This window comes from Mycolicibacterium chitae (assembly GCF_900637205.1).
GTDB classification, from domain to species: Bacteria; Actinomycetota; Actinomycetes; order Mycobacteriales; family Mycobacteriaceae; genus Mycobacterium; species Mycobacterium chitae.
The window spans coordinates 713,229-734,137 of record NZ_LR134355.1 but is presented as its reverse complement, the minus strand read 5'-3'; the positions used below and the strand labels follow the sequence as shown (position 1 = coordinate 734,137).

Genomic DNA, 20,909 nt, shown 5'->3' with positions numbered 1-20,909 from the left:
GGCGCACACCACAATGGGAATCCCGAGGTTGACCAGAACACGACGTGGTGGTTCGCAAACGGATTACAACTACGGTGCAGTCGTGATAGGCACCTCGGCTGATGGCGAAAGAATTTCCCACAATGCCTCGATGTCACGGTAGTCGTCGAAGAACTTTTTGCGCTCGTCCTCGGATACGAATCTGCCGTAAACGATGCCTTCCAATTGTTCGTCCTCGCCTTGGCCAGGTGTAACTAGCAGGTACTCGGTTGAAGCAGCGTCGATCTTCAGCAGAAGATCCGCCATCAGCACATCGAGATCTTGCAGGGCGCCTTCCACATCGGCGGAATCGAACCGCAGCGCCTTATGAAGTTCTTTCAAGATGCCGACGAAGTCCACGACGAGTCCCACCTTCTTCTGAACACCCTCGCTGTCGACATATGGTCGGTTGACTCGCGCGAGTGCCTGGAGGAGTACGTGGTCACGCATCGGCTTGTCGAGATACATCGCGTACAAGATAGGCGCGTCGTAGCCGGTGAGTAACTTGTCAGTGACGATAAGGATCTTAGGTTGCTGATTGGCCTTCTTGAACTGCCGACGCACCTCTTTCTCGCGGTCATCGGAAAGCTGGAGTTCATGTACGTCAGGACGGTCGACTACATCGCTTGCATTCTTGCTGTAGACCACTTCGGACCACTCGGGTGGCAACAGCTTGTCGAGTGCGCGCTTGTACTTCGCGCATGTCTCGCGGTCAACCGCTACAAGAAATGCCTTGTGCCCCAGAGGGTCTACGTTCTCACTGAAATGGTTCGCGACGAACTCAGCCACCTGCGCTACACGACTGTCAGAGCCGAGGAAGGTGCGCAATCCAACTGTTCGCTGCAGTACTTTGTTGAGTTCATCGATGTCGGTGACGGCCTCGTCAGACGCAAGCGCGTAGAACTGCTCGTCTAAGTCCTCGGGTGCCATGGACATCGACGACGGCGCAAGCATGTACTTGATCGGCAGAGTGGTTTCGTCCTCGATCGACTCAACGATCGAATATTTGTGCAGGTAGCCCATTTCGTCCTGTGATCCGAAGATCTGGAATGAACTTGTGCCACCGCCTTGTGTCCCACCGACTGGTGTGCCTGTAAATCCGATGATGGTGGCATTTGGGACTGCGGCCATGAGATAAGAGCCGAGATCAGCAGCGACCGACCGGTGAGCCTCGTCGATGAAGACAAAGACGTTGTCGCGGTTGGAACTGTCCTTCCTGATTGCCTCGAACTTGTGGATCATCGAGACCACTAGGCCACGGAAGTCGGAATCGAAGATGTCTTGCAGGTCATACTTGCTGTTGGCACGCCGAACCGGAATGTCGTTGGCCTGCATCTCGCCGAGCAGTCTGTCGACCCACTCCTTTAGCTGGCCCTCCAACTCGGTGCGGTCAACCACGAGGATCACGGTTGCGTTCTTGAAGCGGTCCTTCTGGCTGATGATCAACTGCGCCGCCGTAAGCATGGTGAAGGTCTTGCCGGAGCCCTGGGTGTGCCAGATTAGGCCGCGGTTCTTCGCGCCGTCGGCGCAACGCTCGACCACTGCGTCGACGGCACCGCGCTGGTGCTCGCGAAGAACCGATTTCTTTGTTTCGCCGTCTTCGATATAGAAGAGCACCCACTCGCGCAAAGTTCGTAGGAAGTCGCGTGGCTCGAAGAAGGCTTGAACGGCATCACGATAGGACTCGCCCCTTGTGTGCTTCCACTTAAAAAGCATGCGGCGGTTGATGTTCCATGTGACGCCGTACCAGTAGTCAATCAGGTGGGTCTCGTTATGCAACTGAGTCTGGGCCAAGAGTTCTGGCGTCTCAATTTCGTAACGCCGGAGTTGGGTCACCGCTTTGGTCAGGGCATCGCGGTCCTTCGGGTTCTTGTGCTCGACGATAGTGACCGGGATGCCGTTGACGATGAACATGATGTCCGCGCGGTTCCCCTTTGCCCGGGCCGGCGGCTCGATCTTCCACTCCCACGTGACGTGCAGCGCGTTCTCGTGGGGCAGATCGAAGTCGACGACCTGGACCGGGCGCTGGCGCTGTTCGTTCTCATCGTGCCATTGACGTTCGCCCCGGAGCCAACGCAGTACCTCTCGGTTGCCCTCGATCGTGGGGGGTAGAGCCTCAATGCTCTCGATAATTGCTCGGGCCTGATCCTCGGTAAGCCACGGATTGAACTGCCGCAGTTTGTTCTCCAGCACCTCGGGGAACAGCATGTTCGCACGGCCACGACGCATGCTCTCGGCTTCCTCTGGAGTGAGTTGCTCCCAGCCGACAGTTGAGGCGTGCTTCACCATTGGGAACTGCACCGACTTGGCCTCAGAAATCTTGATCTGGCTCATGCTGGGCTCCCATCGGTGGATGACAGGGCGCTCAGATCGAAATCATCGACAGACACCTCGCCAGTCATCAGCTTGTGCAACAACGATTTGAAGAGTTGATCTAGGACGCCGCGCTTGAGGCGATGAAGGTCGATCTTCCGGTCGAGCGTTTCGAGGACGTTAACAATTTCGTCAGCCTCATCGGCAGTCGGCGGCGTCGGAACAACGAAGTTCGCAAGATCATGGAGGTTGAGCGTCTTGGTGCCGTGAGCCGACGTCGCGAGTTGGGAAAGGAGACGGTCTTTGCCAGCGTAGATTGCTGAACGCAAGAAGCTCCCTGAATAGCCAGCCTTGCTGACGAGTGCTTTGACGTCCTGGTTGAATGCCATCGGTCGGTTGATGACAGCAACAGGGAGATCCTTCGCAAGGCCCATACCGCGGACTAGCAACAGAACAGAATCAGCGGGTGCAACACGGCTACCGTTGTCGACACCCAGCGGTGATAAATGGTCGGTCGCGTCGTCGAGCGCGGGTTGTTTCAGGTCCTTGCCGGACACCCAAGGGATGTCTCCGTTCCAGTAGTCCGCATTTGACCTCTTGGGGGTTCCACCGCTCCACACATCGCTGAGCTCTGGGATGGGTCGGAGCTCCCAGCTCTCCGGGATTAGCCCGATTTCACTCTCCTGCAGGGGTTCTCCTCGTAGTCCCCGCGTGAACAGCTGGTGCATGGAGGCGGACTTTACTTTCTCCAACAGTTGGCCAATTTCATCTTGAACAGCGATCGCACGCTCGGCTCGACTCAGTACCGCTGCGATGTTGTGCTGAACTACCCGATCCGACGGGTAGGCGATCTCCTTCTCCTTGAGGAGGGTGAAGTGACGGTTGTAGCCTCGAGATTGCAGATCGATCGCCCGGCATGCGTAGAAGAAGAACAACGGATCGATAGAGTCGACTGGGTGGAGCAATTGGGTGCCGTCGGCTCCGCGTGCGAAGGGCTCATCGAGGTACTTGAAGGTCCGGCTGTGATCGCCAAAAACGATCAACGGGAGCGGGTTGTCGATGACCGCGTCGGGTGAGTCAGTCCATCCCGCAATTCGTTGCTGTCCTTGATCGATGATCGGATACCGGCCTGCACTCTTGTAGTCCTTCGTCTGGATTTTGGACCTACCAGCAACCGATACCGGTACTAGGCACTGGCCGACCGTTGTCGTCTCCCACTCAGCGCTCATCGTTTTGCCCCCGCCTCGGCAAGTGGCCGCAGAAGCACCTGCAACCCCGCGGTGAGTTCTGCCTCCTCTGCCGTGAGCACATCGAGCTGCGCGAGCAATTCCGGGATCTCAGCATGATCCGCCGCGGCTGCTTGCAGCGCCCAGAGTTGCGCGACCACATCGCGACGTACAAGCGCCTATCTGTTCTATACGCGGCCGTGCGAAATGCCTACTCCGAGGCGACCACTTTCACTGCCGATCTGGAGCACAAGACCAAGCGCCTGATCGAGGAGACCGCAACTCAAGAAGGTCTCGGCAGGTTCACCAAAGTTGCCACGTTCGACGTCCCAACATTGGAGGCACTGGGTAAGGACGACGGACCACCCGAGGAGAAGGTCTACAACCTTCTGCGTGGCTTACGCAAAGAGATGGAAGATAATCCGGCAGCCGCGGTGGCGCTCCAGAGCATCAAAGAAAGAGCCGATCGTGTCATCGAGAGTCTTGAAGAGCGCAAAGTCGAGGGCCTCGCCGCACTCGATGACCTCAGAGCCCTCGCGGAGGAGAAAGACAAACTGCGAAGATTCGCTGAGCAGAGCGGACTCTCGGATCGTGCCTTCGGCATCTACTCGGCACTGAGTGCCGAGCGTTCCTTGAATAATCGGAGTATCGACATCCAGCGTGTGGCCGTCAGCATCGAGGTGGCAGTGGATCAGTTCCCTCACTGGAGCCAGAATGCGGATGAGCGGCGCCGCCTGCGCAGTGGGCTCTACAAACCGCTGCTGGATAGCCATGTCCCCGCCAAGATTTGCGCCGAGGTCATCGACAACATCATGAACGTGCTGGAGAAACTCTAATGTCGAGGCCAAAGATGAGGCTGACCGCCAACCAAGTGCTCACTCGCAAAGCAATGACATGGGCAACAAAGATTCGAGTGAATCCTTCGCGCATCGTCATCGCTGAGCTGACTACGAAGTGGGGTTCGTGCGCGCCAGACGGTGTCATCACACTGGCTCAGGATCTTGTAGATACGCCAGAAAGTTTTCAGGATTACGTCGTCGTTCATGAACTGCTCCACCTGCGTTACCGCTCGCATGGCAAAGCCTTTACCGCCATGATGACTGCGCTCGTCCCCGGCTGGCGCGAGCTGGAGAAGTCAAGCGGCGCAAAGGAAGTCCACGGTTGACTATCACCGCCAAGCTAGTCATTGGCGTCTTTCGGAGAGGGGAGAGTCGACTGGACCTTCCGCATATCTGATTGATCAGAAGTACTCTGTCGCAATATCTTTGATGCTGTTTGTGCCGCGCCGCAGGCCTCCGCAAAGGCGCGACGCGCCGCCTCCATCGCGTTAAACACTTCGTTTGAGCGCTCAGGATCAAGAAGGTGCATGTGTAACCGTATGGCAAGGGCGCCGAGAATGTCAGCCTGCGCCAAGCTGATTCCCCCTAAGGCCCGTACAAGTTTGTCCACCACTGCCGGATCGCCAACCAAGAGACCCAGTTCACTTAGATCCCCCGATAACGTGTGGACGCGAGTGCGGATATTCTCTGCCTGCGCGATTATCGGGGCGGCGTCTCCCCAAGCCTTGAAATCCTGTGGTGTCGCCTCTGATGGGTAGCCCGGCTCTTGAGGCCAGACTTCTCTGATGCCAGACGCTGGGCGGACCGCGACGCCCCGCCCTGACGCAGCCACAAGAAATCCTTCCGCACGTAGTTCTTGGACTGCGCGCCTAAGGGTCATCCGTGCTACGCCGAATTGCTCCGCCATTTTGGTTTCTGCGGGCAGTCGCTCACCGGCCGTCAACTGCCCCGACGTGATCGCTCGCCTAAGCATCTCCACGATCTGCTCAAACGGGGGCACGTCACTGTCGCGGTCCACCTGGTCGAACTTCAACGAAAGCCTCCTGCCCTCAAACGGGCTAGTCACCGGTAAGCCATCCTACGCGCGACCTAGTTCTCCAGCCGGGCACCGCTGACGGACGCCATTAAATTGGAAGGTCCAGGCATGAAGGACCTACTGGCCAATCCGCCTCAGCCAACACCATTGCGTTTGTCTAGACTCAACCTATACGCTGAGTAGGTCAGTCTGAGTGTTAGATGTCTGAAAGGGAAAAAATGTCCATCCCAAAATGGCTCCAGATCGCGCACGAACAGGTGTTTCCGTGCGGCGCATTCGTTGTCTCCGAGGTAACCCCCATGATCGACTTCGACAAGTCCTCCGGCGAGAACCGCGTACAGGCGAGAGACCGCGACACTGGCTTACCGATGTGGCAGGTCGAAGTGCTCGATGGCGATCCAGCAGCACCTAAGCGCAGCCGCACGGTAACGGTGAAGTTCGCCGCACCAGCGCAACCCATCGCACCCACCAATTCCAGCGGAACACCCTTCACTCCTGTGGTTTTCGAGGGGCTGATGGCCCTGCCATACATCGAACGGTCGGGCGACTTCTCCCGTATCGCGTGGTCGTTCCGCGCGACGGACATGAAGGCGGCAGGCAAGGCGTCCACCGCTACGACCACGGCCCGGGAATCAGCATGATCCCCGATCCATTCACACCTGTCGACCCCAGCAGCCCGTTCCGAATCGACCACTTGCTGCACTTCTTGGCCAGCGTCGCATTGTGCGTGGCGGTCATCGCTTGCGTTGCCGGCGCCATACTCACCTACTGGCGGCTACGTTCACCAGAAACGTACGAGGAACGTTTCGCAACACCTGCCCGGCTGCTGCGTTGGCGGCTCTGGGCCCACGTCTCATGGCGAAGGTTGTGCAAACGCTGCGGCTTGTCCGCTTCCGAGCAGGCCACTCGCTTCGACCGCGATGGCCGGCAGGTCACATCGACACGTTGGTTCCACCCAAAGTTGTTAGGAACAGACGTATCCCGCACTACCCTTCGCCTGACGGTACGCGCAAGGATGGGGCAGACCGTCGACGAACTGGAGCGCGCTGTTCCGGCGATTCGCGATGCTGCCGGAGCGCACTCATCGCAGTCGGTGGTCATCGCGCCCGGGACGCTCAGAATCGAACTGGTCATGCGGGAGCAGCTGTCGTCAGTAGGTCACGCGGCGACGCCAACTACAGTGGCAAGCGGACGAGTCAAGCTCGGCCGATCCGAAAACGGCTCAGCCTGGACCCTGCCGTTGAGCGGCCGGCACACCCTCACGGTGGGCTGCTCGGGTGCAGGCAAAGGCTCTGTATTCTGGGGCATCGCCGGTGGGCTGGCGCCTGCCGTCGCCGCCGATGTGGTGCGCCTGGTGGGGATCGACCTCAAGTACGGCATCGAACTATCCGTCGGTTCGAGCCTGTTTACCAAGATCGCCACCGCAGAAGTCGATGCTGTGGAAACCCTTGCCGCGCTAGAGACTTTGATGGAGAAGCGCGGTAAAGCGATGACAGGTCGAACTCGCGAGCACAGTCCAAGTAAGGCGTCGCCCCTCGTGGTACTGCTGATCGACGAACTGGCCGGAGTGACCGCGTACATGAGCGATCCTGCCCTGCGCAAAGCAGCCGCCGCCTCGCTAGCACGCATTCTCACGAAGGGACGCGCACTGGGAATCGTGGTAACGGCTTTCCTGCAAGACCCGCGCAAAGAAGTCCTGCCGATGCGGGGCCTGTTCACCCAAACCATCGCACTTCGACTGCGGTCGCGAGACGAAGTCGCGATGGTGCTCGGTGATGGGATGGCCGATGTCGCACCCGCGCATCGGATCAGTCCTGACAAGCCGGGCACCGGTTACGCCATCGCCGAGGACGGGCAAGTGATGAAGGTCCGGGCCGACTTCTGGTCCGATGAGCAAATCCGCTCCACTGCAAAGCAATACGGACGGGCAAGCTCATCCGGAGGGAGTGCAGCGCAATGAAGTCCATCTTCGAACCACCCGATCAGCATCAAGTGGCGCAGTATGCAGAAAACCTGCTCCGCCGTGCCAACCTCGTCCGCAGAGACGGATGGCAGGAGTACCGGCACATCTGGTCCTGCGGCGAAGTCATTGGCACCGCCCTGATCCTGGGCGACGACGCCGAGCTCCACCACTGCGGTGAGACACCGATCTCCGCGCTGGAGCGGTGGGCATTCAACCTATGGGGACTCACCGGCGGTCAGTCCGACGTCGATGCTGGATTGCGGCGTACGCGTGCCTGGTTTGACTCGATCCGCGCGGCGAGGTGAAACGATGGTCACTCAAGGCCTCCGGGAGACTCTCGTCGCTGCAGGGAACTTTCCCGAGTTGTTGACCGCGGATCAGGTGTCGGCACTGCTCGGCGTTTCGGCCGCGACACTCAATCGCTGGGCAGCAATCCGCGAAGCGACCGGCGAGCCGATCGGTCCGCCCTGCTACACGTTGTCAGAGCGGGTACGGCGGTGGGATTGCGCCGAGGTCCGGTCCTGGTTGAAGCAGGTGCGTCGGTAATGGCCGGCAACACACCACGCGGCATCCGAAAGCGACTCAACGCCGCTGGGGAGCCCCGCTACCAAGTTCGCTACCTGATCCGCGATCCCGACGCGGCATCGGGATGGGTGGAAACGTCAGCCACGTTCCCAACGCTTCGGGAAGCGAAGGCCTTCAAGTCCGAACGCGACAATGAGGCCGCGCTCGGCGCACGTCGATTCGATCCCCGCCTCGGTCGGACGCCGTTGAACAGGATTTGGACGCAATTCTCCGAGTCCAAGAAACCGGCGGTATCACCAAAGACCTGGAGTGGCTACACCCAACATTGGGACCTCCGCATCGGGCCGAGGTTCGGTCATGTGCCCGTGGACGAGATCACCCGCGCCGATGTCCAGGCGTTCGTTGACGGCTTGACGGTTGGGCCGTGGGCGAAGGTGTCCACGCTGCGACTTCTGCGGTCCATCCTCGACGTCGCTCACCAGGATGGCCGGATCCACCGCAATCCGGCATTCGGTGTCTCGGCGGGCCGCATTCCCGAGCGCGAACGTCACCGCTACCTCACCGCGCAGGAAGTCCAGACGCTGGCTGTTGCATGTGGCGACCAGGGTGATGTTGTGACCGTTCTCGCGTATACGGGTCTGCGTTGGTCCGAGTTGGTAGGTCTCCGCGTCAAGGACGTCGACCTCGTTGCCCGCCGGCTCTACGTGCGACGTGCAGCGCCCGAAGTCGAAGGGCGCCTCGCAATCGGGCCGCCAAAGACTCGTGCGGGGATCAGAACGGTCCCGCTCCCCCAGGTCGTTGTCGACATCCTCAAGACCCGGATCGGCGGACGGGATCGTGATGAACCGGCCATCACGTCGCCCCGCGGCACCATGCTCCGATCCAACAACTGGCGGAGGCACACGCACTGGAAGAAGGCACTAGAGAAGACGGGCCTGGCACCCCTGACGATCCATGATTTGCGCCACACCTATGCGAGCCTGGCCCGGAAGTCCGGCGCTGATCTTCGCTACGTCCAGAAAACGATGGGCCACTCGACACCGACCGTCACCGCGAACATCTACAGCGATCTCTATGCCGACGAACTAGACCAGGTGGCAACCAACCTCGATCAGCTTCACGCAACCGAAATTCACACACCGAAGACCGGACAAGAACCGGACGAATCAAACTGATGGCTGAGTGCAAGAATCGTGTCTATGCAGGTAGAACGTGGTGGCCAGGGCCGGGATCGAACCGGCGACCTTCCGCTTTTCAGGCGGACGCTCGTACCAACTGAGCTACCTGGCCCGGAAGGCACCGGTGTAAACCAGAATGCCTCGCTGGCGACCCTGACGGGACTCGAACCCGCGACCTCCGCCGTGACAGGGCGGCGCGCTAACCAACTGCGCCACAGGGCCTTGCTGTACTGCTACTCCTCGCTTCCACGTATGGAAGTACCCCCTACGGGATTCGAACCCGCGCTACCGCCTTGAAAGGGCGGCGTCCTAGGCCGCTAGACGAAGGGGGCCAGAGCCGAATCTCTCCGGGGTACTCACAACGCTTCCGCTGGGAGCTTCGATAGCTTAGGGCACGTCGCCCGCAATCCCAAAACGAGGCCGGTGAACACCCCTTTTGGCGGCTTCAGAACCTGGTCCGAAAGCAGCGCCGCGGGCTCAGTTATCCTGATGGCTCGCACGGCCCCTATAGCTCAGTTGGTAGAGCTACGGACTTTTAATCCGCAGGTCGCAGGTTCGAGCCCTGCTGGGGGCACCAAGCATTGGCTTCCGCGGCTCTGGCGGCGCAGCTCCGGATTCTCAGGCCCCCTGGAGCCGCCCGAGCAGCGGGGCGCCCCTCCCGCGCCGAGGGTGGAGCTGTTGTACCGGTTCCGCGAGTAGGCCCGCGAACAAGTCAACTTTCGGCGCGGGCGTTGCGGCCGACCGAAGCCGCTGCCCAGCCCAGCGCCGCAATCTCAGGCGGCCTTGTCGTCGTTGGCGCGCTCGGTCGCCTCGTCCGCGCTCGCCGGCCCCTTCTGCTCGCGCTCGTCGGGCTCGGCGCCCTTAGCTGCGTCGTCGGCCTTGGGACCCTTCTTGGCGTCCTCGCGGGCGTCCTCGCGAGCATCCTTCTCGAGGAACTTCTTCACCGCGCTGCGCAACTCCTTCTTCACCTTCTTGGCGTCGAGCTTGGCGTCGGTCTTGACGGCGGCCTCGGAGTCGACCTCCTCGGTCGCGCCGACGGCAGCCAACTCCTCGGCGGGCTGTTCGGCCGATTCCTCGGGCAACGCCGGTTCGTCCGCCTCCGCCTCGGCCTTGACGCGCTCGGCCAATACCGACTCCGGCCGCGGCTTGGACTCCTCCTCCTGAACAACGACATCCGCGACGACCTCGGCCGGAGCGGGCTCCTCGGCGAGCGGCGCCACCGTCGTCGCCGCCGGCTTGCCGAACACGTTGTCGATGCCCTCCCCCACCGCGACGACGAGATCCTCACCGACCTTCAGCCAGTTGTTGAAGGGGTTGAAGGGCAAGAGAGACAACGGGGTTGGCTTGTCGGGGTCGCCGCTCCAGTCATAGCCCAGGTCGATCAGCACCTTGGCCGCCGGCGCCAGCAGATCGACGAGCGGCTTCACGAGGGCCGTCGTACCGGTCGATTCGGCCAGGCTCAGGATCAGGTTGGCCAACGGCAGCGAGGTGGCCGGGATCATGATGTATTTGTTCGGGCTGTTGGGGTCGTTGCCGCCGTAGCGGATGTTGTCCGGATCTGCCAGCGCCGCAGCCAGTTCCGCGTCGGTGTAGCCGTAGGGCATGGTCACGTCGGGGTCGCCGCCGTTGGGCGCCAGGTAGTAGCCGTGCACGTTGTCGAACGCCGCGATGGCATTCAGCATCGTCAGCGGGTTGCCCCAGTACCGGGGCGCGTACACCACCGGATCGTATTCGAAACCGATGTTGGTGATCGGGATCCCGCTGTCGGTGATCATCGGCGGGCCGAAGGTCGCGTCGAGCAGCAGTTCGCCGAGGATCGAGATGGGCCGAAGCCGTTGCCACAGCCCGCCGTCGGGGTTGGCGATATTGCCGATCATCACCACCTGCAGGCGTTCCTTGATCTCCGGGTCGAGTGCGGCGAGGTTGCGCAGTTCGTTGGACACCACCGCCCCGCCCTGGGAGTAGCCGAAGATGACCAGGTCCTCATCGGAGTCGGCGGCCCACTGCTCGATCCCCTCGGCGTTCAGCGCGCTGACGCCCTGGGCCACCGAGACGTTCCACTTCTCGCAGCGCCCGGGTTCGCACCAGCCAGGAAAAGGCATGGGCCAGAACGACGCCGGGTAGTTGATACCGATGAGCTCGTCGCCGGCACAGCCGTTCGCGGCGCCGTTCTCGAAGCACCGGGTGTTCGTGAGGTACCGGTTGACGGCGTTCTGCATGTAGCCGGGTATCACGTTCGCGTCGGGGTCACCGGTCCCGGGGACGATCAACGCGGTGGCCGCCATCGCGACGAACGACGTGAGGGTCCCGGCGACCGCGACGGCCACGACCCCCACCAGCGCGAGTATCAGGACGAAGATCGAGCGAACAGCTCGTCGCATTTGGGTACCCCCCACCCTGCGTCAATGTACGAATTCGCCAGACGGGCAACCACACCCGACACCGGGCGAATATCGCACACTCCGGCAGCTCCTGTACCGAAAATGCGCAACGCCGCCGCTCAGCACAAGGCCGTCACCGGGGCGGGGTCCGGCGCGCCCGCGGTGCGCTGCGTGGAGGCGCCCAGCACGAACGCGACCACCCCGACGACCGCGGCGATCAGCAGCACCGCGATCAACAGGATCAGCCGGCCACTGCGCCGCGGCGCGACGACGAGCGGGACCGGTTCGGTCGGCGGATTCCACAACTGCGACACCGGCTGTCCCGGCAGCGGGACGATCGGAATGGGTCCGGTGGCGGGGTCGCCGTAGACGTTGGCGAGTTCGGCGCGCATCACGTCGGCGCTGGCGAATCGTTGGGAGGCGTCCCGCGCCATCGCGCGGTCGACGACGGCCGCGAGTTGCGGCGGAAGGTCGGGGCGCAGCGCCGACAGCGGCGGCGGCGGATTCTCGGTGATGGCGTGCGCGAGGGCGACCAGGTTCTCCTCGGGGAAGGCCCGGCGCCCGGTCAGGGCTTCCCACCCGACCACCCCCACGGCGTAGAGATCGTCGGTGACCGTCGCCGGATTGCCGGCGAGGCGCTCCGGGCTCATGTAGGCCATGGTGCCCATGATCTGGCCGGTGTCGGTGCGGTGCGTGTCGGGGCCCTTGGCCAGGCCGAAGTCGGCGACCTGCGCGGTGCCGTCGGCGGTGAACAGGATGTTGGCGGGTTTGATGTCGCGGTGCATGACGCCCGCGGCGTGCGCGGTCGACAGCGCCGCCAACACCTCGTCGAGGACCTTGCGCACGTGGTCCGGCGCCATCGGCCCCTGGGCGATCAGGTCGCCGAGGCTGGTGCCGGGCAGGCGTTCCATCACGATGAACGGGGTGCCGTGGTGTTCGCCGCTGCCGTACACGGCCACGATGTTGGGATGCCGCAGCGCGGCCGCGGAATGTCCCTCGGCCCAGAACCGGCGCAGATAGTCGGGGTGGGTGTCGTAACCCGGGTAGAGCAGTTTGATCGCCACCGACTGGCCGGTCTGGGTGTCCCAGCCCTCGCGCACCTCGGCCATCCCGCCGCGGCCGAGGGTCCCCCGCAACTCGTAGCGGCCGCCGAGCAGTTCGGGGGCGATGAACATGGGTTCTACCGTAATCGGCAAAGGTCGACTCACGGCCGTACCGCCCGCGTCAGCGCTCAGCGCCCGTCGTGATAGCGGTGGCGGCGCTCCCAGCTTCGACAGGCGGCCTCGACGCCCTTGAGCACCAGAACCGCATACGCGATAGCCAGTGGAGTTCCGATCAGCCACGCCATGGTCATGTCATCACCCTGTCGATCCGACGTCGGTCCATCAGATGCGTCGTTCCATCAGATCACGCGTTGGCCGATCCGCTCGGCCAACGCGCCGGGGCCTCGGCGGGGCCTCGACGAACACGCCACTCGGATGCGGGGGATTAGGTGGCTACCGGGTATACGTCGGTCGTATCTTGAGTCACGGCAGACCCCGTCGGTCGAATACATTTGACTGCGGTCGTTGTCAACAAGTGTCGAACGTAGGAGTGATGTGACGTCCGGTCAACGCCAGCGCCGCTGGACCGGTGTTCCCCTGGAGGATCGCCAACTCAAGCGACGTGACGAGCTGCTCGCCGCGGGCATCGCGCTCCTCGGCGGCGAGGGCCGCCCGACGGTGACGGTGCGCGCGGTCTGCCGCGGCGCCGGCCTGACCGAGCGCTATTTCTACGAGAGCTTCGCCGACCGCGACGAATTCGTCCGCGCGGTGTACGCCGAAGTTTGCCAGCAGGCGATGGCGGCGCTGATGTCGGCGACCACGCCCCGCGAAGCGGTCGAGCGATTCGTTGCCCTGATGGTCGACGACCCGGTCCGCGGCCGGGCCCTGCTGCTGGCCCCGGAGGCCGAACCGGCACTGGCCAATTGCGGCTCGGAATGGATGCCCAACTTCATCGAACTACTGCAGCGCAAGCTGACCGCCGTCACCGACCCAGCCATCCAGGCCATGACCGCGACCAGCCTGATCGGTGGTTTGACCGCGCTGTTCGTCGCCTATCTGAACGGCCGATTGCCCACCACCCGCGAGCAATTCATCGACTACTGCGTGGCCATGTTGATGGACCGCAGCGGGGTCGCGGTCCGTGCCGGGAATCACGGTTGACAGGCCGTCGGGAAACTTGATGTCACCGGAGTACACAGATATATTGACTGCAACCACGAGATACAGATAACTGGGAGGTGTCGTGTCGCAAGACCTGACCGACCTACAGCTTCTGCATGAGCTCGAGCCTGTAGTCGAGCAGCAGATCAACCGTCATATGAAGATGACGAAGGACTGGAACCCGCACGACTACGTCCCCTGGTCCGACGGCAAGAACTTCTACGCCCTGGGCGGTCAGGACTGGGATCCGGAAGAGTCGAAGCTCTCCGAGGTGGCGCGCACCGCGATGGTGCAGAACCTGCTCACCGAGGACAACCTGCCGTCGTATCACCGCGAGATCGCGATGAACTTCTCGATGGACGGCCCGTGGGGTTTCTGGGTCAACCGCTGGACCGCGGAGGAGAACCGGCACGGCATCGCGCTGCGCGACTACCTGCTGGCCACCCGCGCCATCGACCCGGTCGAACTCGAGATCACCCGCATGGAGCAGGTCACCCGCGGCTTCTCGCCGGGCCAGAACCAGCAGGGCGACCTGTTCGCCGAGAGCCTGTTCGACTCGGTGATGTACGTGTCGTTCCAGGAGCTGGCCACCCGCGTCTCGCACCGCAACACCGGTAAGGCCTGCGCGGACCCCGTCGCCGATCAGCTGCTGCAGCGCGTGTCGGCCGACGAGAACCTGCACATGATCTTCTACCGCGACGTCAGCGCCGCCGGCCTGGACATCGCCCCCAACCAGGCGATGACCTCCCTGCACCGCGTGCTGAGCAACTTCAAGATGCCCGGCTACACGGTGCCGGACTTCCGCCGCAAGGCCGTCATCATCGCCGTCGGCGGGGTTTACGACCCGCGTATCCACCTCGACGACGTGGTGATGCCGGTCCTGAAGAAGTGGCGCATCTTCGAGCGCGAGGACTTCACCGGCGAGGGCGCCCGGCTGCGCGACGAGCTAGGTGTGCTGATCCAGGAGCTCGAGGACACCTGCGAGAAGTTCGAGGTCGCCAAGGAGCGCCGCCTCGAGCGCGAGCGCAAGGTGGCCGAGAAGAAGGCCGCGAAGAAGGCGCTGGCATCAGCGGCCTCCTGACCGACCGCCGCACCGCGGAACACGAACCGGACCGATCTGCTCTGCAGATCGGTCCGTTCGCGCTGCCCAGTCCCGTCGTCCTGGCCCCGATGGCCGGTGTGACAAATGTCGCATTCCGCACACTGTGCCGCGAACTCGAGCTCGCTCGGGTAGGCACCGTCAGCGGGTTGTACGTGTGCGAGATGGTCACCGCCCGCGCGCTCGTCGAGCGTCACCCGGTGACCATGCACATGACGACGTTCGCGCCGGAGGAGTCGCCGCGCTCGCTGCAGCTCTACACCGTGGACCCGGACACCACCTACGCGGCCGCGAAGATGATTGCTGACGAGGGTCTGGCCGACCACCTCGACATGAACTTCGGCTGCCCGGTTCCGAAGGTCACCAAGCGCGGCGGCGGGGCCGCGCTGCCCTACAAGCGCCGCCTGTTCGGCCAGATCGTCGCGGCCGCCGTCCGCGCCACCGAGGGCACCGACATCCCGGTGACGGTGAAGTTCCGGGTGGGCATCGACGACGAGCACCTCACTTTCCTCGACGCCGGCCGGATCGCCGAACAGGAGGGTGCCGCGGCGGTGGCACTGCACGCGCGCACCGCGGCCCAGCGCTATTCGGGTGCGGCCGACTGGGATCGGATCACGCAGCTCAAACAGCACGTGCGGACCATCCCGGTGCTGGGCAACGGCGACATCTTCGACGCCAGCGACGCGCTGGCCATGATGGCGAGCACGGGCTGCGACGGCGTGGTCATCGGCCGGGGCTGCCTGGGCCGGCCCTGGCTGTTCGCCGAGCTGTCCGCGGCCTTCACCGGCCGCGCCGCGCCGACGCCGCCGAACCTTGGCGAGGTCGCCGATATCGTCCGCCGGCACGGCGAGTTGTTGGCCGCCCACGTCGGCGAGGACAAGGGCATGCGGGACATCCGCAAGCACGTCGGCTGGTATTTGCACGGCTTCCCGGTGGGATCGGATCTGCGCCGGGCGTTGGCGTTGGTCAAGACCCTCGCCGAACTCGACGAGTTGCTGGGCCGCCTCGACGCCGACGCCCCGTTCCCGCCCGTCGGCAGCGGTCCGCGGGGGCGGCAGGGCTCGCCCGCGTCGGTGTCGCTGCCCGAGGGCTGGCTGGCCGATCCCGACGACTGCACGGTCCCCGAGGGCGCCGACGCTATGCACTCCGGTGGCTGAATCGAGACCCTCTCGACACCACCGCTCTCAGGAAGTCTCAGTAACATGTGTGGACCTGTTCCAGTCCGCCGCCAGTAGCGCGGCACCCGCCTGGACTGCTAGAGACATAGATGCACCCGCGTTCGTCAGCGTCGACAAGTGCGGGCGAGGCGGCACGCGCGTGCGCTGAGCAAGACCTCACGAGAGTCGGAGACCGGATACGAACATGAGTGACGGCGAGAACGCCACTCCTGGTCGCCGTGCGCCCGAACCTCACGGTGACAACCAGTGGCTTACCCGAACTCCGCGGCCGAAGCCAGACGCCGCGCCGTGGGAGCGCACCGCAGACCCGGAACCGGCACCGCGTAGCGGCCGGGCGGGCAACCCGGTCGACGGCATCACCGTCGCGGACCTGATCGCCCGCGTCACCGGCGACGTGCCCCCCACCCTGCAGCCGGGCGCCCCGGAGGACCCGGAGCCGGCCGCCGACGAGACCGAGGTGGCCGAGCACGAGGCGGCCGAGCACGAGGCGGTCGAGCACGATCCGCCGACCGTGCCGGTGCTCTCGGCCTACGCCGCGGAGATCCCCGACCTCGAAGACAGCGACGACGCGTCCGCCACCACCGTGTTGGCGGCGGTCACCGAGGAGCCGCCGGGACGGGTCCGCCCGGCCCACATCGGCCGCCGCACCTCCCCCACCGCACCACACGACGCCCACCCGCGCCGCCGCAAGACGATCCGGATCGCCGGTCGCTCTGTGGCGGCGTTGCTCGCTGTGCTGGCGCTGGTGCTCACCGGCGGCGCGTGGCAGTGGACCACCAGCAAGAACAACCGGATGAACAACATCGCCGCGCTGGATCCGAACTCCCGCGACATCCTCGACCCCAACGCCCAGTTCGGCGACGAGAACTTCCTCATCGTCGGGGTGGACAGCCGGTACGGGCAGAACAGCGACATGGGCGCGGGCGACACCGGCGACGCCGACGGCGCCCGCTCCGACAGCATCATCCTGGTCAACATCCCCGCCAACCGCGAACGCGTCGTGGCGGTGTCGTTCCCGCGCGACCTGGCGATCACCCCCATCCAGTGCGATGCCTGGGACGCCTCCACCGGTGACTACGGCCCGGTCTATGACGAGGTCTCGGGCACCTACGGCCCCGAAGAGGTCTACACCGAGACCAAGCTGAACTCCGCCTATGCGTTCGGCGGCCCCAAGTGCCTGGTCAAGGCCATCCAGAAGATGTCCGGCCTGTCGATCAACCGGTTCATGGCGGTCGACTTCGCCGGCTTCGCGAAGATGGTCGACGCGCTGGGCGGGGTGGAGGTGTGCACCACCACGCCGCTCGAGGATTACGAGCTGGGCATGGTGCTGCCGACCGCGGGCCGCCAGATGGTCGACGGGACCACCGCGCTGAACTACGTGCGCGCCCGCCAGGTCACCACCGAGGTCAACGGCGACTACGGCCGGATCAAACGGCAACAGCTGTTCCTGTCGTCGCTGCTGCGGTCGCTGATCTCCAAGGAGACCTTCTTCTCGCTGAGCAAGCTCAACAACGTGGTGAACATGTTCATCAACGACAGCTCGGTCGACAATGTCAGCACCAAGGACCTCGTCGATCTCGGGCAGTCGCTGCAGGGCGTCTCCGCCGGCAGGATCACCTTCGTCACCGTGCCCACCACCGGTTACGCCGACGAGTGGGGCAACGAACAGCCGCGTACCGCCGACATCCGGGCGCTGTTCGACGCGATCATCGACGACGACCCGCTGCCCGGGGAGAACGACCAGAACGCGACCGTCGCGCCGATGACCAACAGCTCCTCGGAGATCCCGGAATCGTCGGCGACGGGCACCAGCACCGAGGCCCTGCCGGAGAGCACCGGCACCGAAGAGCCCACCACCACAACCGAGATCGTGCACGCGGTGACCACCGAACCGGGCGAGATCGACGTGCACGTGGCCAACTCCACCAGCGTCGCCGGGCTCGGGTCGGCGGCCAGCACCGAGCTGCAGCTGCACGGCTTCAACGTCGACACCCCGGACGACTACCTCGAGGCGCTGCCGGCGACCACGGTGATGTACTCGCCGGGCAACGAGCACGCCGCGGCCACTGTGGCCGCCACGTTGGGCGAGCCGCGGATCGAGCGGGTCACCGGGCTGGGCCAGGAGGTCCAGGTCGTGCTCGGACCCGACTACGCGACGGTCTCGCCGCCCCCGCCCAGCGGTTCCCCGATGACGGTGACCGTGGCGCACGTGGACAAGAGCACCCCGACCTATCTGCCCGAGGATCTGACCATCACCAACGGCGCCGACATCAGCTGCGAATAGCCCCGGTGTGGGGGTTTCACCAGCCGTTCACCACGTCATTTGTGCCGTTTGCGGTGCCAAACCTCTAGGCTTGACACATGCGTACCGCGTACCAGGACCAACTCGAGGACCTCACCAACCAACTCGGCGCAATGTGCGAGCTGGCCGGGGCGGCGATGGAGCGCGCAACCCAGGCTTTGCTGCAGGCCGACCTGGTGCTGGCCGAGCAGGTCATCAGCGATCAGGATGTGCTGGGCGAGCACAGTGCGCGCACCGAGGAGGCGGCCTTCGTGCTGCTGGCCCTGCAGGCGCCGGTGGCCCGCGATCTGCGCTCGGTGGTCTCGGCGATCCAGATGGTGGCCGACATCGACCGGATGGGCGCGCTGGCCGTGCACGTCGCCAAGATCGCCCGGCGCCGCCATCCCGTGCATGCCCTACCCGAAGAAGTCAACGGTTATTTCTCCGAAATGGGCCGCGTCGCAGTGGAATTGGGTCGCACCGCGCAGGAGGTCCTGCTGACCGGTGACATCGACAAGGCCGCCCGGATCCGCGCCGAGGACGACGCGATGGACGATCTGCACCGGCACCTGTTCAACGTCCTGATGGACCGCGAATGGAAGCACGGCGTGGCCTCGGCGGTCGACGTCGCGCTGCTCAGCCGCTTCTACGAACGCTTCGCCGATCACGCGGTGGAGATCGGCCGACGGGTCATCTTCATGGCCACCGGCGAACTTCCCGAGTACGAGGAACTCCCGCCCGAAACGTGGCGCGACTAGCTTGCACCGAAACGCTGAACCTAGGGTGTGATGGTGCGGACCTCCTACCGTGAACAACTCGTTGCCCTCGCCGCGAAGATCGCCGAGATCTGCGGGCTGGCGACCGTCGCCATGGAGACCGCGACGCGGGCGCTGCTGCGCGCCGACCTGGTGCTCGCCGAGCGGGTGATCCGCGAGCACGACCAGATCGTCGACGCCTGCATGGCCGCCGAGGAGGCCGCGTTCGTCCTGCTGGTCCGCCATCAGCCGGTGGCCGGCGACCTGCGCACGGTCGTCACCTCGATCCAGAACGTCTTCGACATCGAACGGATGGGCGTGCTGGCCAAGCACGTGGCCCGCATCACGGTGCGCCGCCACCCGGAGGTGGCCGTCCCCAGCGAGGTCGCCCACGATTTTGCCGAAATGGGCCGGGTGGCAGTCCAATTGGGCAACGCCACCCAACAGGCACTGTTGATGCGGGACGTCGAGACGGCCACGTCGATCGACGACGAGGACGACGCGATGGATGCCCTGCACGCGCACCTGTTCGTCGTGGTGATGGGCCGCGAATGGCAGCACGGCGTGCCCGCGGCCATCGACGTGACCATGCTGGGCCGCTTCTACGAGCGGTTCGCCGACCACGCCGTCGAGATCTGCCGCCGGGTCAACTTCCAGGTGCTGGGCGAGACCACCGGCAGCGACGAGGCCCGCACCTAGCGCCGCGGGCAGACCCGCGTTGCAGGCATGCGGACACCGTTTCGACGGTGCGTGTCGAGCGGGTTACAGCTTTGCCCGAATACTCCCCCGGCGCGGCGGGCACAACCGATTCTTCGCGAAATGCGGTAGCTGTTCATCTTGCGTTCATCGAATGTCCCCCGACTCGTCGCGTGTCTTTCCTACGTTTTGCCAGTACTCAAGTAATCCTCAGCTCGGAAGTGATCGGAGAATAATGCGCAACTGGCGTTCAGCGGCCGCACTTACCGCGTCGGCATCCCTGTTCCTCGTGGGCTGCGGCGGCGGTGACAACGGCGACAGCGCGGCGGGCGGCTCGGAGGACGGCGGCCTGTCGGGCACCATCCTCATCGACGGGTCCAGCACCGTTGCTCCGCTCTCGGAGACCATCGCCGAGCTGTTCCAGCAGGAGAACTCCGGGGTGCGCGTCACCGTCGGCACCTCCGGCACCGGCGGCGGCTTCCAGAAGTTCTGCAACGGCGAGACCGACATGAACGACGCCTCGCGCGCCATCAAGGACTCGGAGATCGAGGCCTGCGAGGCCAGCGGCATCGCCTACGACAGCATCACCGTCGCCAACGACGCGATCTCGCTGATCGTCAACCCGGCCAACCCGGTGCAGTGCGTCACCCTCGAGCAGGCCCAGCAGATCTGGAACGCCGGATCGACGGTCAACACCTGGGGCGACATCACCGGCCTCGAGCTGCCCGACGAGTGGAAGTCCAACCCGGTCAACCTGTTCGGTCCCGGCACCGACTCGGGCACCTTCGACTTCTTCACCGAGGCCGTCAACGGCGAAGAGGGCGTCATCCGCGAGAACTACACCGACATCGGCGAGGACGACAACGCCGCGGTGACCGGCATCTCCGGTGACCCGAACGCCATGGGCTTCATCCCCTACTCGTTCACCCAGGAGGTCGGCGACCAGGTCAAGCCGCTCGAGATCGACAGCGGCACCGGTTGCACCGCGGGCACCCTCGAGACCGTCCAGGAGGGTAGCTACACCCCGCTGGGCCGCGAGCTCTTCGTCTACGCCAGCGACAAGGCCCTGCAGCGTCCCGAGGTCCTGGAGTTCATGAAGTTCTACATCGACAACTCCGACGCCGCCGCCGAGGCCGCCACCTACATTCCGCTCACCGATGAGCAGAAGGCCGAAGCGCACGCCAAGATCGACGAACTCGCCGGCGCGTAGCGAGATC

The 20,909-nt window shown here is 64.1% G+C and carries 20 protein-coding genes and 4 tRNA genes; 15 read left to right on the top strand and 9 right to left on the bottom strand.

The window, feature by feature from the left end; all coding sequences use genetic code 11:
• Window positions 1-69: 69 nt before the first annotated feature.
• Window positions 70-2,352 carry a type I restriction endonuclease subunit R gene (locus EL338_RS03460; RefSeq protein WP_235666362.1) on the bottom strand — a complete coding sequence of 761 codons (2,283 nt, stop codon included), beginning with the start codon at window positions 2,350-2,352 and terminating at the stop codon, window positions 70-72.
• Window positions 2,349-3,560 carry a restriction endonuclease subunit S gene (locus EL338_RS03455; RefSeq protein ID WP_126332451.1) on the bottom strand — a complete coding sequence of 404 codons (1,212 nt, stop codon included), beginning with the start codon at window positions 3,558-3,560 and terminating at the stop codon, window positions 2,349-2,351. Before EL338_RS03455 ends, EL338_RS03460 begins: the two co-directional genes overlap by 4 nt.
• A gap of 113 nt (window positions 3,561-3,673) precedes the next feature.
• On the opposite strand from EL338_RS03455, the gene EL338_RS03450 reads away from it, so the two are divergent.
• Together EL338_RS03450 and EL338_RS03445 are read left to right on the top strand one after the other, a co-directional pair.
• Window positions 3,674-4,393 carry a hypothetical protein gene (locus tag EL338_RS03450; protein WP_179967157.1) on the top strand — a complete coding sequence of 240 codons (720 nt, stop codon included), beginning with the start codon at window positions 3,674-3,676 and terminating at the stop codon, window positions 4,391-4,393.
• 14 nt (window positions 4,394-4,407) lie between these two features.
• Entirely contained in the window at window positions 4,408-4,722 is a 315-nt protein-coding gene (locus EL338_RS03445; RefSeq protein WP_235666361.1) for a M48 metallopeptidase family protein, read from the top strand.
• A 14-nt stretch (window positions 4,723-4,736) separates the two neighbouring features.
• Here EL338_RS03445 and EL338_RS03440 read toward each other — a convergent pair whose 3' ends face one another.
• On the bottom strand, window positions 4,737-5,429 hold the full coding sequence (locus tag EL338_RS03440; RefSeq protein ID WP_235666360.1) for a GntR family transcriptional regulator: 693 nt from the start codon (window positions 5,427-5,429) through the stop codon (window positions 4,737-4,739).
• A 221-nt stretch (window positions 5,430-5,650) separates the two neighbouring features.
• Here EL338_RS03440 and EL338_RS03435 point away from each other — a divergent pair, with 221 nt between their 5' ends.
• The 5 genes from EL338_RS03435 to EL338_RS03415 are packed head-to-tail and all read left to right on the top strand — an operon-like array spanning window position 5,651 to window position 9,095.
• The gene (locus EL338_RS03435) at window positions 5,651-6,073 is read left to right on the top strand and encodes a plasmid replication, integration and excision activator (protein WP_126336656.1); all 423 of its coding nucleotides are present in this window, start codon (window positions 5,651-5,653) and stop codon (window positions 6,071-6,073) included.
• Entirely contained in the window at window positions 6,070-7,392 is a 1,323-nt protein-coding gene (locus EL338_RS03430; RefSeq protein ID WP_126332449.1) for an FtsK/SpoIIIE domain-containing protein, read from the top strand. Before EL338_RS03435 ends, EL338_RS03430 begins: the two co-directional genes overlap by 4 nt.
• A complete protein-coding gene (locus tag EL338_RS03425) occupies window positions 7,389-7,700 on the top strand; it encodes a hypothetical protein (protein WP_126332448.1) in 312 nt (103 codons plus the stop codon). The genes EL338_RS03430 and EL338_RS03425 overlap by 4 nt, the downstream gene beginning before the upstream one ends.
• Before the next feature lie 4 nt (window positions 7,701-7,704).
• Window positions 7,705-7,941 carry a helix-turn-helix transcriptional regulator gene (locus EL338_RS26420; RefSeq protein WP_126332447.1) on the top strand — a complete coding sequence of 79 codons (237 nt, stop codon included), beginning with the start codon at window positions 7,705-7,707 and terminating at the stop codon, window positions 7,939-7,941.
• Complete coding sequence (locus EL338_RS03415) at window positions 7,941-9,095, top strand: tyrosine-type recombinase/integrase (protein WP_126332446.1); 1,155 nt, start codon at window positions 7,941-7,943, stop codon at window positions 9,093-9,095. The genes EL338_RS26420 and EL338_RS03415 overlap by 1 nt, the downstream gene beginning before the upstream one ends.
• Window positions 9,096-9,133: 38 nt before the next feature.
• On the opposite strand, the gene EL338_RS03410 is transcribed toward EL338_RS03415, so the two are convergent.
• The 3 genes from EL338_RS03410 to EL338_RS03400 form a co-directional block, all read right to left on the bottom strand.
• Window positions 9,134-9,210, bottom strand: a tRNA-Phe gene (locus EL338_RS03410).
• A gap of 33 nt (window positions 9,211-9,243) precedes the next feature.
• A tRNA-Asp gene (locus tag EL338_RS03405) sits at window positions 9,244-9,320 on the bottom strand.
• Window positions 9,321-9,357: 37 nt separating this feature from the next.
• Window positions 9,358-9,430 (bottom strand) — tRNA-Glu (locus tag EL338_RS03400).
• A 169-nt stretch (window positions 9,431-9,599) separates the two neighbouring features.
• Between EL338_RS03400 and EL338_RS03395 the strand changes: the two genes are divergently transcribed.
• A tRNA-Lys gene (locus EL338_RS03395) sits at window positions 9,600-9,675 on the top strand.
• A gap of 196 nt (window positions 9,676-9,871) precedes the next feature.
• Here the strand turns inward: EL338_RS03395 and EL338_RS03390 are convergent.
• The 3 genes from EL338_RS03390 to EL338_RS26745 form a co-directional block, all read right to left on the bottom strand.
• On the bottom strand, window positions 9,872-11,479 hold the full coding sequence (locus EL338_RS03390) for a PE-PPE domain-containing protein (RefSeq protein ID WP_126332445.1): 1,608 nt from the start codon (window positions 11,477-11,479) through the stop codon (window positions 9,872-9,874).
• Window positions 11,480-11,598: 119 nt separating this feature from the next.
• Window positions 11,599-12,654, bottom strand: coding sequence for a serine/threonine-protein kinase (locus EL338_RS03385; RefSeq protein WP_179967156.1), 1,056 nt, complete (start codon window positions 12,652-12,654; stop codon window positions 11,599-11,601).
• Between the two features lie 56 nt (window positions 12,655-12,710).
• A complete protein-coding gene (locus EL338_RS26745; RefSeq protein WP_258538448.1) occupies window positions 12,711-12,833 on the bottom strand; it encodes a hypothetical protein in 123 nt (40 codons plus the stop codon).
• 244 nt (window positions 12,834-13,077) lie between these two features.
• Between EL338_RS26745 and EL338_RS03380 the strand changes: the two genes are divergently transcribed.
• From EL338_RS03380 to EL338_RS03350, 7 genes are all read left to right on the top strand, one after another.
• Window positions 13,078-13,683 (top strand): TetR/AcrR family transcriptional regulator, encoded by a 606-nt coding sequence (locus EL338_RS03380; protein ID WP_126332444.1) that lies wholly within the window; start codon window positions 13,078-13,080, stop codon window positions 13,681-13,683.
• Between the two features lie 82 nt (window positions 13,684-13,765).
• On the top strand, window positions 13,766-14,764 hold the full coding sequence (locus tag EL338_RS03375) for an acyl-ACP desaturase (RefSeq protein ID WP_126332443.1): 999 nt from the start codon (window positions 13,766-13,768) through the stop codon (window positions 14,762-14,764).
• A gap of 89 nt (window positions 14,765-14,853) precedes the next feature.
• Window positions 14,854-15,939 carry a tRNA dihydrouridine synthase DusB gene (gene dusB, locus EL338_RS03370; RefSeq protein ID WP_235666359.1) on the top strand — a complete coding sequence of 362 codons (1,086 nt, stop codon included), beginning with the start codon at window positions 14,854-14,856 and terminating at the stop codon, window positions 15,937-15,939.
• Window positions 15,940-16,144: 205 nt separating this feature from the next.
• The gene (locus EL338_RS03365; RefSeq protein ID WP_126332442.1) at window positions 16,145-18,244 is read left to right on the top strand and encodes an LCP family protein; all 2,100 of its coding nucleotides are present in this window, start codon (window positions 16,145-16,147) and stop codon (window positions 18,242-18,244) included.
• Between the two features lie 77 nt (window positions 18,245-18,321).
• Window positions 18,322-18,999: a phosphate signaling complex protein PhoU gene (gene phoU / locus EL338_RS03360; protein ID WP_126332441.1), complete on the top strand. Its 678-nt coding sequence runs from the start codon at window positions 18,322-18,324 to the stop codon at window positions 18,997-18,999.
• Window positions 19,000-19,032: 33 nt separating this feature from the next.
• Entirely contained in the window at window positions 19,033-19,695 is a 663-nt protein-coding gene (phoU, locus tag EL338_RS03355; RefSeq protein WP_126332440.1) for a phosphate signaling complex protein PhoU, read from the top strand.
• Window positions 19,696-19,927: 232 nt separating this feature from the next.
• Window positions 19,928-20,902, top strand: a complete 975-nt coding sequence (locus EL338_RS03350; RefSeq protein WP_126332439.1) for a phosphate ABC transporter substrate-binding protein PstS family protein — start codon at window positions 19,928-19,930, stop codon at window positions 20,900-20,902.
• The last annotated feature ends 7 nt before the right edge of the window (window positions 20,903-20,909 follow it).

Bases quoted from the DNA above. Each gene is read 5' to 3' on its own strand.
- EL338_RS03460 (WP_235666362.1), bottom strand. From the start codon at position 2,352: ATGAGCCAGATCAAGATTTCTGAGGCCAAGTCGGTGCAGTTCCCAATG.
- EL338_RS03455 (WP_126332451.1), bottom strand. From the start codon at position 3,560: ATGAGCGCTGAGTGGGAGACGACAACGGTCGGCCAGTGCCTAGTACCG.
- EL338_RS03450 (WP_179967157.1), top strand. From the start codon at position 3,674: ATGATCCGCCGCGGCTGCTTGCAGCGCCCAGAGTTGCGCGACCACATC.
- EL338_RS03445 (WP_235666361.1), top strand. From the start codon at position 4,408: ATGAGGCTGACCGCCAACCAAGTGCTCACTCGCAAAGCAATGACATGG.
- EL338_RS03435 (WP_126336656.1), top strand. From the start codon at position 5,651: ATGTCCATCCCAAAATGGCTCCAGATCGCGCACGAACAGGTGTTTCCG.
- EL338_RS03430 (WP_126332449.1), top strand. From the start codon at position 6,070: ATGATCCCCGATCCATTCACACCTGTCGACCCCAGCAGCCCGTTCCGA.
- EL338_RS03425 (WP_126332448.1), top strand. From the start codon at position 7,389: ATGAAGTCCATCTTCGAACCACCCGATCAGCATCAAGTGGCGCAGTAT.
- EL338_RS26420 (WP_126332447.1), top strand. From the start codon at position 7,705: ATGGTCACTCAAGGCCTCCGGGAGACTCTCGTCGCTGCAGGGAACTTT.
- EL338_RS03415 (WP_126332446.1), top strand. From the start codon at position 7,941: ATGGCCGGCAACACACCACGCGGCATCCGAAAGCGACTCAACGCCGCT.
- EL338_RS03390 (WP_126332445.1), bottom strand. From the start codon at position 11,479: ATGCGACGAGCTGTTCGCTCGATCTTCGTCCTGATACTCGCGCTGGTG.
- EL338_RS03385 (WP_179967156.1), bottom strand. From the start codon at position 12,654: ATGTTCATCGCCCCCGAACTGCTCGGCGGCCGCTACGAGTTGCGGGGG.
- EL338_RS26745 (WP_258538448.1), bottom strand. From the start codon at position 12,833: ATGACCATGGCGTGGCTGATCGGAACTCCACTGGCTATCGCGTATGCG.
- dusB (WP_235666359.1), top strand. From the start codon at position 14,854: ATGGCCGGTGTGACAAATGTCGCATTCCGCACACTGTGCCGCGAACTC.
- EL338_RS03365 (WP_126332442.1), top strand. From the start codon at position 16,145: ATGAGTGACGGCGAGAACGCCACTCCTGGTCGCCGTGCGCCCGAACCT.
- phoU (WP_126332441.1), top strand. From the start codon at position 18,322: ATGCGTACCGCGTACCAGGACCAACTCGAGGACCTCACCAACCAACTC.
- EL338_RS03350 (WP_126332439.1), top strand. From the start codon at position 19,928: ATGCGCAACTGGCGTTCAGCGGCCGCACTTACCGCGTCGGCATCCCTG.